Source organism: Pseudaeromonas paramecii (genome assembly GCF_039540575.1).
GTDB lineage: Bacteria > Pseudomonadota > Gammaproteobacteria > Enterobacterales > Aeromonadaceae > Pseudaeromonas > Pseudaeromonas paramecii.
Window position 1 is genome coordinate 149,865 of sequence record NZ_BAABFC010000009.1, and the last position, 13,021, is coordinate 162,885.

Annotated in this window: 13 protein-coding genes; all 13 read right to left on the reverse strand. The window is 54.9% G+C overall.

Going from position 1 to position 13,021, the window contains the following annotated elements:
* Positions 1-122: 122 nt before the first annotated feature.
* From ABD847_RS06120 to fliD, 13 genes are read right to left on the reverse strand one after another with little or no spacing between them, the layout of a single operon-like run.
* A complete protein-coding gene (locus ABD847_RS06120) occupies positions 123-920 on the reverse strand; it encodes an SDR family oxidoreductase (RefSeq protein ID WP_345011063.1) in 798 nt (265 codons plus the stop codon).
* On the reverse strand, positions 917-1,621 hold the full coding sequence (locus ABD847_RS06125) for an acylneuraminate cytidylyltransferase family protein (RefSeq protein ID WP_345011064.1): 705 nt from the start codon (positions 1,619-1,621) through the stop codon (positions 917-919). Before ABD847_RS06125 ends, ABD847_RS06120 begins: the two co-directional genes overlap by 4 nt.
* Positions 1,611-2,570 carry a Gfo/Idh/MocA family protein gene (locus ABD847_RS06130; protein WP_345011066.1) on the reverse strand — a complete coding sequence of 320 codons (960 nt, stop codon included), beginning with the start codon at positions 2,568-2,570 and terminating at the stop codon, positions 1,611-1,613. Before ABD847_RS06130 ends, ABD847_RS06125 begins: the two co-directional genes overlap by 11 nt.
* Positions 2,570-3,622, reverse strand: coding sequence for a nucleotidyltransferase family protein (locus ABD847_RS06135; RefSeq protein ID WP_345011068.1), 1,053 nt, complete (start codon positions 3,620-3,622; stop codon positions 2,570-2,572). The genes ABD847_RS06130 and ABD847_RS06135 overlap by 1 nt, the downstream gene beginning before the upstream one ends.
* A gap of 56 nt (positions 3,623-3,678) precedes the next feature.
* The gene (locus ABD847_RS06140; protein WP_345011070.1) at positions 3,679-4,293 is read right to left on the reverse strand and encodes an acetyltransferase; all 615 of its coding nucleotides are present in this window, start codon (positions 4,291-4,293) and stop codon (positions 3,679-3,681) included.
* Complete coding sequence (gene neuB / locus ABD847_RS06145; protein ID WP_345011072.1) at positions 4,290-5,375, reverse strand: N-acetylneuraminate synthase; 1,086 nt, start codon at positions 5,373-5,375, stop codon at positions 4,290-4,292. The genes ABD847_RS06140 and neuB overlap by 4 nt, the downstream gene beginning before the upstream one ends.
* Positions 5,376-5,378: 3 nt before the next feature.
* Complete coding sequence (neuC, locus tag ABD847_RS06150; RefSeq protein WP_345011074.1) at positions 5,379-6,530, reverse strand: UDP-N-acetylglucosamine 2-epimerase; 1,152 nt, start codon at positions 6,528-6,530, stop codon at positions 5,379-5,381.
* The gene (locus tag ABD847_RS06155) at positions 6,530-7,693 is read right to left on the reverse strand and encodes a LegC family aminotransferase (RefSeq protein ID WP_345011076.1); all 1,164 of its coding nucleotides are present in this window, start codon (positions 7,691-7,693) and stop codon (positions 6,530-6,532) included. Before ABD847_RS06155 ends, neuC begins: the two co-directional genes overlap by 1 nt.
* The gene (locus ABD847_RS06160; RefSeq protein WP_345011078.1) at positions 7,686-8,666 is read right to left on the reverse strand and encodes an NAD-dependent 4,6-dehydratase LegB; all 981 of its coding nucleotides are present in this window, start codon (positions 8,664-8,666) and stop codon (positions 7,686-7,688) included. Before ABD847_RS06160 ends, ABD847_RS06155 begins: the two co-directional genes overlap by 8 nt.
* Positions 8,667-8,688: 22 nt before the next feature.
* A complete protein-coding gene (locus tag ABD847_RS06165) occupies positions 8,689-10,794 on the reverse strand; it encodes a motility associated factor glycosyltransferase family protein (protein WP_345011080.1) in 2,106 nt (701 codons plus the stop codon).
* 20 nt (positions 10,795-10,814) lie between these two features.
* A complete protein-coding gene (gene fliT / locus ABD847_RS06170) occupies positions 10,815-11,159 on the reverse strand; it encodes a flagellar protein FliT (protein WP_345011082.1) in 345 nt (114 codons plus the stop codon).
* Positions 11,156-11,581, reverse strand: coding sequence for a flagellar export chaperone FliS (gene fliS / locus ABD847_RS06175; RefSeq protein WP_345011084.1), 426 nt, complete (start codon positions 11,579-11,581; stop codon positions 11,156-11,158). The genes fliT and fliS overlap by 4 nt, the downstream gene beginning before the upstream one ends.
* Positions 11,582-11,613: 32 nt before the next feature.
* Positions 11,614-13,011, reverse strand: coding sequence for a flagellar filament capping protein FliD (gene fliD, locus ABD847_RS06180; RefSeq protein WP_345011086.1), 1,398 nt, complete (start codon positions 13,009-13,011; stop codon positions 11,614-11,616).
* Positions 13,012-13,021: the final 10 nt, after the last annotated feature.

A 13,021-nucleotide genomic window follows, 5' to 3' on the forward strand; every position in this document is an offset into this window, starting at 1 on the left:
AATCCAAGCCCAAGCAACAGCTGTCCTCGCAGTCGCCGACGACACATTGAGCTCGGCGCTACATTCAGTCAGCACCAAGGTGCTATCGCCTGCTTGCTAGGTGGATAACGTAAGGATTCTGCTCACCAGGCCTGCCAGCCGCCGTCCACCGACAGGGATTGACCGGTGACATAGGCGGAGAGATCCGAGGCCAAATAGAGCAAGGCCCCCAACATGTCCTGCTCAGTCGCCATGCGCCCAAGGGGGGTGCGCCGCTGGTAGGCCTCGACGAAGCTGGCCGGTTGCTGGCGGAAGATACCGCCAGGGATCAGGGTGTTGACGCGGATCTGCGGCGCCAGTGTGGTGGCCAGCCAGCGAGTGAGCTGATGCAGGCCCCCCTTACTGGCGCCATAAGCCGCAGGATTGGCCATCTGGGTCCCCTGATAGAGCGACCAGTCCGGCCCCACCTCGCCGTAAATCGACCCCACATTGATCACCACCCCCTTGCCCTGTGCCGCCAGTCGGGGCGCCAAGTGCTGGATCAGCGCAAAGGGGGCGGTCAGGTTGACCTCCAGGCAATTACGCCAGGTCTCCAGCGATTGCTGATCAAACGGCACGGCCCAGCCCGCATGGGCGTCTGTACCGACAAAGGCGGCGTTATTGATGAGGATATCCAGCCGCTCGCCCGGCGGGAACAGCCGATCCAGCTGCGCCAGCATGTCGGGGGCCGACAACTCCAGCCCCAGGGGAATCACCCCCTCCGCCAGCCTGGCCAGGCTCTCGGGGCGATCCAGGCCATAGACCCTGGCGCCCTGCTCTTGGAGCACCTGGCAGCACAACCGGCCCAGATGCCCGGCGGCTCCCGTTACCAGGGCAACCCGATCACTCAGATCCGCCTGGCGGCTCAGAAAGCTGCCGGCTTGGTCGACGATGTTATTCATGCGTGGTTTTCTCGCTGATAGAGGCACTCGGCCAGATAGAGATCCAGGGGTTCATCGATGTCGATGGCGCGCTCCCGAGGAACACTGACCAGCGCCACCCGGCCTTGCCAGATCCCCTGATGGGCCATGATAAACTCCGGCGAGCTGACATAGGCCACCGTGGTCAGATCATACAGGGGTGGCGCATCCTGGCGGCGATGGTACTGGCCAGGCATGACTAGCTCAACCTGGCCGTCGGGCCTTTGCTGCACCATGTTGAAAAAGGGGCTGCGCTGCGCCGGCGTACCGGTGAGCACCATATCAACGTCCCCTTGGCCATAGCGTTTCAGGCAGGCGTCGATGTCCTGCACCTGGCGCAGGGGTGCCGTCGCCGGCAGGCTGATGAAGACGGAAAAGGGACCGATGGACGGATCACGCAGGCAATGACTCACAGCGTGCTGCCAGGCCAACCACTCTGATGCCTTATCCGAAGCCAGCTCGGCTGGCCGCAGAAATGGCACTTGGGCCCCCTGCTGGCGGGCCACCTCAGCGATGGCCTCATCGTCTGTTGAGACCACCACCTGGGCGATCGCCTGGCAGGCCCTGGCCTGCCTTATGCTGTGGGCGATAAGTGGCAGGCCGCCCAGCAGGGCTATGTTCTTGCCGGGTATTCCCTTCGAGCCCCCGCGGGCAAAGATAAAAGCAATCGTCTTACTGGTCATCAATAGACTGCTCCCGACCATTTGCCATCGCCTGCTGGGCAGCCGCTATGATCCGCAAGGCGGCCAGCCCCTCCCTGGCCGGCGTCCCCTCGCCGGTGCCTTCGATAAAGGCCTGCAACTGACGTTGTGCCATCTCGACGCCAGCCGGGGCGCTCTGCTGGTGGCGGCAGATCTCCCCTTGCCGATCATAGACACTGACGCTGTTGGTCAGCAGATCCCACTCCAGCTGCCCCCCCTCGCCCACCCACTTGGCTCGGCGGCAGGGCTTGTATTGCAGCATATCCAGATGAACCTGAACCAGGGCGCCGCCATCGTAGCCCAGGGTCAACTCGACGCACTCCTCAACGGCCAGGCCCAGGTGACTGGCGGCGCCACGTCGGGCATAGACGCTCTGAGGCAAGCCCATCAGGGCGACCAGGTAATCCAGCTCGTGGCTCAATTCCAGCAGAACACCGCCGCCAAGCTCGGCACGGGCCGAGACCATCTCCGCCACCGGGGTGTTCGGTCGCCACTGTGGCAGATACTGTCCCACCTCTAGGCGGGCAAAATAAAGGCGCCCCAGGGTGGGCAACCATTGCCGCACACAACCGTAGCCTTCGCTAAACCTCAACTGATAACCCAGCCAGCAGTGCGGCGGGGCCACGCTCAACAGGCGCTCGCCCTGCCTCAGATCCATTGCCAGCGGCTTCTCAACCAACAGAGGGATGCCCAGGGGGGCCAAGGCAGCCACGTGCTCGGCGTGGTGAGAGGCCGGAGAGGCGATGATCGCATAATCCGGCTGCCAGGCGAGGGCCTGCTGCGCCGAGTGAAACAGCCCGGCCAGCGCCCATGCCGGACGGGGACGCCCGGCGCGGCACCAGACCGCCAGCTCGGCCTGGGGATAGCATTGTTGCAGGTTAAGCAGGTGCTTTTGCGCTATGCTGCCAAAGCCGACCACCAGCACTTTCATCAAAAACCTGCCTCGTAGATATCCTTGTTAGCCTGTTCAAAGTCATGGTGCTGGCCGATATCCAGCCAGTACTCCCGGATCGGGAACAGGCAGGTCTCCTGCCGCTGTTCGATCAAGAGGTTGAACAGGGTTGGCATGTCCAGGTATTCACCGGGGGTGATGAGATCAAAGGCAGGCCTATCCAGCACATAGATACCGGCATTGACAAAATAATGCTCCACCGGCTTTTCGGTGATCCCCACTATCTTATGGCCCTCGGCATTCACCACACCGTAGGGCACCTGATACTGCCACTCCCGGGCACACATGGTGGCCGCCGCCTGATGCTCCTGATGAAACTTCAGCAGGGCCGCAAAATTGACCCGGGTGAGAATGTCACCATTCATCACTATGGCCGGGAGAGTCAGCTGCGCTTTGTCTATCAACCCCAAGGCGCCAGCCGTGCCCAGCGGCTTTTCCTCCTCCAGGTAGCAAATGTTTACACCCCATTCGCTGCCGTCCTCGAAGTAGTCCTTCACCATCTCCGCCAGATAATTGACGGAGAGATAAAAGTTATGGAAGCCATGCTCGGCAAAGCTCTCTATGATGGTTTCGAGCAATGGCTTGGCGCCGATCTTGAGCATCGGTTTGGGACAATCGGAGGTCAAGGGCCGCAGCCGGGAGCCCAGACCGCCGGCCATCAGCACCACGCTGTTGTCCAGCCGCAGCGGCTGGTTAAGCTCCTGCAGGGTCTGCAGCCCTGTGATGCGGCCATGGGCATCCAGCACAGGGATCTGCTCCACACCCCGCAGGCGCATCTGGCGCAGCACCTCCTCTCTGGGCTGACCGTCTTGGCAGGTGATGGGCGAAGCCTGCATGATCTCGGTCACCCGAACGGAGAGCGGCAGATGGCGCAACAGTCCCCGCCGGACATCGCCATCGGTCACTGTGCCCAGCAGCTTGCGTTCGCCATCGACGACCAGCGCTACCTTCAAGCCACTCTTGTCGATCACCAGTATCGCCTGCTCTATGGTGGTGTCAGGCGGGATCAGTGCGTTTTGCCAACGTTTCATATCAGCTATCCCCCGGATTTTTCACAAGATTAGGCAATTATAGTGCCAACCGGGAGCTAAAACTGCGTGGCAGGTATGCCTTTAACACGGCTGCCGGCCGGCCAGTTGCCGAGCACTACGGCACCGGCCGCCACCAAGCAGTGATCCCCAAGGGTGATCCCCTGGAGCAGAGAAGCCCCGGTTCCCACATGGCAAAGCGCGCCAAGGCGGACGCCGCCACTGAGCCGGGCTCCCGGGGCAATATGACAGTGGGCGGCCAGCTCGCAGTGGTGATCCACGCTGGCGGCCGTGTTGACGAGGACATTCTCGTGGAGGTGGCAACCCGGCTGGATCACAGCCCCCGCCATCACTTGCACGCCCTCGGCCAGCACGGCCGAGCGCGCCACGATCGCCCGCGGATGGATCAGGGTGACACACTCAAACCCCCACCGCTTTGCCCGCTCAAACAACTGGCGCCGTAGCGGCATCACCCCTGTGCTGCCAACCCCCAAGGCCACGCGATAGTCTGACGGAGAAAGGGTCGACAAGAGGCTATCATCGCCAAGATATGGCAGGTCCAGCCGACCTGGTGACGGCGCCAGATAACCGGCCATCGGCACATCACAGAGTGTTAGCACATCCAGGACTACGGCGGCATGCCCGCCGCCACCGAGCAACAGCACCGGCTTCATGCTATCCCCTCACCGGCCTGGTAATCCCGCCCGGCGGGCCGGCCCAGCAGTTGCCAATAATCGAGGCCGGAACGCCCGGCGTGGTGACGGCGCACCCCCAGGTTACTTTCGTTGAAGCACTCCCCCTCGGCAATCGGTCTCAGGGCAACCAGCCGGCGACGCGCGCAGGCGGCGGTATTGAGCTCGGCGGCCGTCGGCTGCTTGCGGCCATCCCCCACGGCCAGCTCAATCTCGCGAATTTGTCGCACCATCTGGCCCAGCTCGTCCGGCTCCAGCGAGGCAAGGTGATCCGGACCTGGTAGCTGACGATCTAGGGTGAAGTGCTTTTCGATGACGCAAGCCCCCAGTGCAGCGGCAGCCACCGGTATGTGGATCCCCTGGCTGTGATCAGAAAAGCCCACCGGCAGCTTGAAGTGTTCGCGCAAGGTCTGCATAGCCCGCAGGTTGATGCTGTCGGCCGGCGCCGGGTACTCACTGGTGCAATGCAGCAGTGTGACTCTTTGGCGCAGGGCGGCCAGGGCGGCAGGGTTATTAAAGAGGTCGCCCAGCGCCTCGGGCGTTGGCGCACTGGTCTTATCCAGAGCACCAAACGCCAAGATCGCCAAGGCATGCTGGATATCCTCCAAGGTCGCCATGCCGGTAGAGACGATAAGCGGCAGGGATGAGCGGGCAGCCGCCAGCAGCAGAGGGCCATTGGTCAGCTCACCGGAGGGGATCTTGAGCAGCGACAGATGCATCTCATCCACCAAGAAGGCGAGACTCGTGAGATCAAAGGGTGAAGATAGCCACATTATCCCCTGCTCGGCGGCATAGAGGGCCAGCGCCCGCTGCGCCTCGAAACTCAGTGCCAGACGGCTCAGCATCTCATACTGGCTTTGCTCGCTATCCAGGTTACGGCGCTGATAATCAGCCATCCCAACCTCGGGGGTGACCAGCTCGTCCACCACAAAACTCTGAAACTTAACCGCATCTGCGCCGGCCGCCGCCGCCGCCTGGATAAGCTGCTTGGCCAACACCAGGTCACCGTTGTGGTTAACCCCGGCCTCGGCGATGATAAACACGGCATCAGAACGGGTGTTCATTGATTACTCCCTATCGACAAACGGCAGTTTTTGCAGGCCCTCGCTCAAGGCTGCTTTGAGGTATTCCAGCATGCGCCCGGCCACCCCAGGCGCCCCATATTCATGCTGGCCCCGTCCAGTGTCTGCGCGAGGGCATTGCAGCAGCCCAGACAAGGCCGCCGCCATGGCATCCGGCTCGGCCGCCACCTGGATCACCGAGGCAGGGGCATAACGGCCGCTCTGGCGCGTGCCAATATCCAAGGTTGGCGTACCCAGGATAGGCACCTCAATCAGGCCGCTGGAGGAGTTGCCCACCACCACGGACGCGGCGGCCACCGCCGACAGATAGCCCTGAAGGCCCAGAGCAGCAAAATGCCATACGCCATCATGGCGAGCCGCAAAGTCACGCAGTATCGCATCAATGCAGGCCCCCCCCGCATCGGCATTGCTACCTGTGATGACAATCCCCCGCGCCAAATGCGGCTCTAGCAGCCGGCACATGCAGGTGGCCAACCACTCGGCAGAGGCACAGCCCCGCGTTTCTGGATGCAGGGTCACAAGCAAAAAACCCGGTTTAAGACGGGTGCCAAAACGCGCGTTAAATTCCTCGACACAAAGCAGCTTAACCTGAGCCACATTATCGACAGCCAGGGCGCCGGTATTGAATACGCGCCGCTCATCCTCGCCCATCTGCAAGAGGCGCCGGCGATGTTCCTCGGTCGAGACAAAGTGCAGGCTGGCCATCTTGCTGATGGCGTGGCGGATGGCATCGTCAATCGCCCCCAGGGTCAACTCGCCGCCGTGAATGTGGATCAACGGAATGTTAAGCAGCAGCGCCGCCTCAGCCGCCGCCAGGATCTCATAGCGGTCTCCCAGCACCACCACCGCATCAGGCGCAAGATCATGGAGCGCCTCACTCATCCCTAACACCCCCTGCCCCAACGAGCGGGCCATCGCCAGGTGGCTGTCCCCCGGTTGCTGTGAGGTAACCTTGGCGGCGATGGCAAAACCGTCGGCTTCGATCTGCCGCCATGTCTCACCGTGCTGGGCACTCAGGTGATAGCCGGTGACAATCAGCATCAGCGCCAGGCTATCATCCGCCTCAATGGCACAGAGCAAGGGACGCAGCAGACCATAGTCAGCCCGGCCACCGGTCACCACCGCTATAGTCCACATCAATCGAGTCCTCGTACACCGCTGGGCAGATTCACCAGACGCTGAGCCAAATCATTTGCCACTGGCAATGGGCCACTGGGCGCTGTAATAAAGGCAGGTAACTCATTCATCAGCCGCCAAGCCGGACGCGCCTGCACCCCCTGTTGATTGGCATAATGCAGAAAAGCATCCCGTTCGCTGAGTGAATCCAGCAGCAGCGTATTCAACCAGTAATTGGATTCTGTGCCTGGACGCGCCGGCACAAAGTTCAGACCATGCGCCATACCAAATGATTGATACGCCGAGGCGGTAGCTTGCTTGTCTGCCAGCAGGCTTGTTAGCTGTTCTAACTGAGCACAACCTAATGCGGCATTGATGTTGGGCATACGATAATTGAAAGCCACTTCATCATGATAAAAGTGCCAGGCATGGGGCAGCTTTCCTGTGGTTGTCAGGTGTTTTGCCCGCCGGGCCAACACCTCATCATCAGTAACAATGCACCCCCCACCGCCGCAGGTAATGATCTTATTGCCATTAAAGCTAAATGCACCCAATTGGCCAAAGGTGCCGGCATGACGGCCTTGCGAACGGCTGCCCAAGGCTTCTGCCGCATCCTCGACCAACTGCAATTGCCAGCTATCACAGACTCTCAGCAATGCCTCGATATCACACATCAAGCCAAAGCTGTGCATGGGCACCACAGCGGCAATCCGCCGATTGAGGGATTTATGAAAGGTGCCTTGCACACGACGTTCAGCATGCTCCAGCAGCCACGCCTCCAGCGCCACAGCACTCATCCCCAAGGTCTGTGAGTCGACATCAACAAACGCCGGGGAAGCCCCCAGATAACTGATGGCATTACAGGTAGCCACAAAGGTCAGAGGTTGAGTCACCACCAAGTCATCCGGCTGCACCCCCGCTAGGCGCAATGCAACATGCAATGCCGCCGTACCGTTAACAGTGGCAATGGCGTACCCCGCACCGGTTAACTCACATATCATGGCTTCAAATCGATCCACATAGGCACCGACTGAGGAAACAAAGGTGGTATCGATACAGTCGCACAAGTATTGTTTTTCATTTCCCCAAAAAACCGGAGAATGCAGTGGAACCGCACCTTGCTCACCATATAAGCGGTGCACAAAGTCAACCAATTCCATCAAGGCAGGACGCAGTTTAGACATTGTAAATATCGGTCTTATAACGAGAAAGGTGCACTGGCTGAGTAAACCAATCAATGGTCTTTTTTAAGCCAGTTCGTATATCTGTCTCAGGGCGATAGCCTGTCAGCTCAATCAACCGGCGATTGTCACACCATAGACGGAAAACTTCTGAGCCTTGAGGTCTGACCCTCGTCTCATCCAGCAAAAACTCTACATTTGACCCCATGAGCTCGCGGATCAGATTAACCGTATCACCAATGGAGATCTCATAATTGGAGCCGATGTTAACCGTCTGCCCTATGGCTGCAGGACACCGGGCTAGCGCAAGGAAGCCACGGCAGGTATCCGCAACATAATTAAAGTCCCGCGTAGGAGTGACATCGCCCAGCTTTATGGTTGATTTGCCAGCGGCGATCTGAGTGATAATAGTGGGAATGACGGCTCGAGCACTTTGTCGTGGTCCGTAAGTATTAAATGGTCTGGCGATGACGAGCGGCAATTCAAAGGCGTTATGAAAGCTCATGGCCATGGCATCAGCCGCTATTTTGCTGGCACTGTAGGGTGATTGCGGTTGCAATGGATGCCGCTCGTCGATAGGCACATACAGTGCTGTACCATATACTTCAGAGGTAGAGGTGTGCACTACTAGGCTCACCCCATTGTCGCGGGCAGCTTGACAGATATTCAGCGTGCCTTTGACATTCACATCCACATAGCTATCAGGCGCGGCATAGGAATAGGGAATGGCAATCAAAGCGGCCAAATGAAAGATGACATCCACTCCCTTAGTCAATTTTTGACAAAAATGAGGGTCTCGAATATCACCACTTACTACCGTGATATTATCGAGACAAGAGACCTGCTCCAACCACCCCCAATCATTGAAGGAGTTATATTGTACAAGCGCTGTCACCTCAAAGCCCTCTTGAACCAATAGCTCAACCAAGTGAGAACCTATGAAACCATCAGCACCGGTAACTAATGCATTCTTCACAACGTGCCCCTTTATCAAGAAACTAATTAGATGTTGAGTTATTGCGATAGAGCTTCACTATTTCACAGTCAATTGTGTCTTTGGTCACCAAAGCCTGCGGATATTTCACCTTGGTTTCTTCCAAATACTCTATCATGATTGCAATAAGCTCATTCATCATCTTGGCAGTAACAGTCTCATCATCAAAAAGGTACAATGCAGTGGATAAAAGAGCAAAGAGATAGTTGACGGTGCCTATCAAGACTCGATAAATATGTTGAGAGCGAGTACCAGCAAGATACACGAGATATCCGAACTGCCTCTGCATTCTTTCACAGATGTCATCTCGACTAGTATATGGCTGCTGCCATTCCGAGATTAATCTATTTACGAAATTAACAAATCCGTCCACATCCAACAATTCAGGCAAACAAGATGGTTCGACCGGTAGCGGTGAAAACATATTGCAATATATAGAATCAACTATCGCTTTTTTGTCTATCCCTCGATCAGATAACTGCAGTTCAGAGAGCAACAGCGGTTTGGCGCCAACCACAAGGGCACCATCACTGCAGTTATGGCAGTTAACATCATCATTATGTTTAAGCAGTGACTCCATGACTCGAGCAGATGCCGCAAACAGCCTGTTCGTGATCACAGTACCACCAAAATTACCAGGAGCAGTAAAGCCTGTGGCAGCAGAAACAATCTTAGTCAAGGCATCAATGGGCTTACCATCAGCATCGTAGTACGCACTATGCTTAGAATGATGATGTTCCTTGTCCTTATATCCATTATCCAAGCCGAAAAGATATATATTTTTAAACCCCAGGGTCACCGGCATGCCAATCCCAATGTTGCCAACCAACGGGTTAATAAAGTTAAGCACTTCAAACCTGCTAGCTTCCATGAAGTTTTTTGCGAAAATGGAGTACATTGGCTCATTTGGCTTAAATCCAACAGCCATTCTATCAAAATACTGGTGACAGTCCGGGTGAATTACATCAGAAGACAAAAACAATATATCCCTTAAATATTCCTTGTCACCGAGCAAACCAATAAAATCTGGGACGGCCTTAGTTCGTTCAATAGCAACATAAATATCTGGCTTTATATCCTGTTTATGCAAAGCAGAGATGCTACTTCCGCAGGAAACAATTATTGCGCGATCCTGATACTTCTTTATAAAAGGAATAGCCACATCCAAGGAAGGCCCATTTCCAACAACAAACACTGGCACCTGACTATCGCTATTTGACACCTTTTTACCTTTCAGTAAAAATGGAGTCTTCAAAGCAATATTTTCTGCGCTGTGCGCTAATGCAAATAAATTATCATCAAAAAAACCCCAGCCGGTGCTCAACATGTAAAACTCTCGAGCGACCCGCTCCACCAGACTGAATACTTGTTTGCTAGGGTAATGCCAAAAACCAAACATATTTGCAGACCAAAATGCCCCTCTTTTATTAAGAGCAATCAGCAAGTCCGCCATTATATTTTCTTCATCCTGCCCTATGAATATATGAATACCTAGTTTCTCTTCATCAAGATAACTCAACAATGGAGCCCAATCAAAGGTAAACAAAGAAGCATAGAATAGATCAATGTCGGGCTCAAAAATGAAGAGATTTTTAATCTTGCAACGTTCATAGAGATAGCCAAGCTGATAACCAAGCCCAACTCCAAACATCATTGCCATAGGGATGCTGTCGGGTAGGTTATTCATAGGAGAATGAATAGATTTTGCCGCATTCAAGTGCCCCACCATCTTATTTAGGTACTGAACATGTATTTGATTAAAGAGATCTTTTTCAACGCCAAAATTAAACCGCCTAACCGACGAACTAGTGATCACTTCTTCAATCTGTTCTTGTGCCTGCAAATGGGGGTCATCGCCATAAAGGGCAATGTTATCATCTAGCCAAATTAGATTTGGTATGCCATTCTCATTACAAAAAAAACGAAATGCCCTATTAGGGCTGTACTGACGAAAGGTATTGGCTATATCAGGTATAAACCGCTCAAATGCAACGATATTTTGCGCAAAGCGTATTGGCAAGACTTCAGCCATGGCCTTTTCCTGTGCTGATTGCAACCGAAGTTTATCCGCCTGCTTTTCAGTCTTCAGGATCAGCTTGTTGATGTCCATTTTTGTCGCTCCTGAGTATCTCATTGTCTATTTTTCTTATACATGGCATTCGCCCTCGCCCCCGTGACCATCTTGGCAATATTACTGCCAATCCGTTCCTTTTCATCCAGTAACGTAGATTGTAGTGGCGCCTCAACGCTAAGCAGTTGGCGTGCAAGAGTGACCAAGGCATCGGGGAAAGGGTTTTCTGGGTCTTGCTGTGTTACTAGCACAGACAACAAGGCTAAGCGCTCGTCGCCAAGCTGCTTAGCCTTATCAAATTTTTCTTGTTTGATCGCCGTCTGTATCTGACGGCTGAGTTCGTCGAGGCGCGCTATCAGCGACGACCAATCTCTATCTTGTCCCTGGCGGGGACTGTCGGTCATAGATCACCTTCTTGCGCCTGCTTCTGAGATAAGGCCAGCTCCCGCTCGCTAGGAGGTATCGCATCCCAGGCAGACTTGATGGTGATAAATAGTTTCGCTACTTCGTCCACTGGCTCCTGACTCATCTCCCGACTGGCATCCATCAACCGTTGCTTCATGTAGTCATAGAGAGAAAACAAGTCTTGAGGGATTTTGCCGTAGGAAAGATCCAATGCGCCTTGCAAGCCATCCAACAAGCCGATGGCCTTGGAGATAGCAACCGATTTGGCCTCAAAATCCCGCCGTTCTATCGCCCCCTTGGCCTGAGCTAAACGCTCCATCACCCCCTGCATCATCAACTGAATGATGCGGTAAGGATCCGCAACCGACATCTCAGATTGCAAGCTATTGGCGGTATAGGCCTTAAGGTTTTTACGGTACATGTTGGCGCCCCAAGAATAAAAACAATGCGATTTTAGCTACTGCTAGTGGAGTTTGCGATGAGATTCAAATAGGAAAGAGACTGGCTCATCTGCACCAAAAGACTGTCAAGGCTACCATATTGTGCACGAAGATTAGCCTCATACTTTGTCATTTGTTCTGTAATAGTGGCTTGTTTGAAAGACAATTCACGCAAATCAGAATTAAGGCTATCTTGACGTTGGGCCAACAATCCGCCGGTACGAGAATATACCTCCAATGCACTGGAAAGTTGGCCGGCTACTCCGTCATCACCACCAAACAGAGCCACGACTTGTTCAAAGTTATTATCCAGCGCCTCATTGAATTTATCCTCATCCAAGGAAAGAACACCATCCTTGTCCATCTCAATACCCAATTGGAAAATATAGCTATAGACAGAAGATTGATCTGATTTACTACTAACAATACCCGTCATTACGTTGACAATACTACGGGTCACAGAGTCGCCGGCCAAGGCGCCACCATCATCCTGGCTTTCCCCTGCCACTACGGAGTTGCGCTTTCCTAAACCATTCGCCGTGCTGACCAGAGTGTTATAGCCATTGATAAAGCCTTTCACCAAATCCTGGATACCTGTGCGGTCAGTGGTAATCGACAGCTGATTGGATTTGAGAGTTGCACCTGTGACGTCAGAAGGGTCTGTATCGGAGACACGAAGCGCCGTCAGGCTCAGACCGACGATGGAGTCATCAAACTCATTGGTATCGCTGGTGAGGGTGTTGCCATCCACAGTGATGCTGGCATCCTGCGCTGTTTGGGTCTGCGTAAAGTTGGAGGAAAAGCTAGATAGTTCGCCAGTACCCGTAATGGTCATGTCATTGCCTGCCCCAGTCACACCGGAGTCCAATACCAATTTGGCCTCACCACTGGCGGTGTTGATGATATTGGCCGTCACACCAAAGTTGTCGCCGTTGTTATTGATCCGCTTGCGAATGCTCTCCAGGGTGTCCCCCGCTTTGACATTGACAGTAAAGGACTTATCACCGGCACCAAAGGACAGGGTAGCATCCGCAGTCACCAGAGCGGAGGTAGAGCTAGTGAAGGTGCCGGTAAATTTGCTGGTAGCCGCCAGTTGATTGACTGTGATGTCATACTGACCATTGGAGGCCCCCGTCTTGGTCTCAACGCTGTAGACAGGGTTATCCTCATCTTGCTTTATCTCCACGGTGCGTTTGTTAAACGCCCCAGTCTTGGTCATGTCCTTTAAGGTGGATACGTAAGATGAAATCGCGGATTTGAGCTTGCCTAACCCTGACAGGTTGATCTGGGTATTGGTCTTCTTGGTGGTAACCGGAGTCTGCAGCTGGGAACGCTTGGCCTCCACACTGGCTGAGATGATGCTTTCCAGATCGATACCAGAACCGGCACCGGCAGATGTGATTGTGGCCATAGCTCTTTCC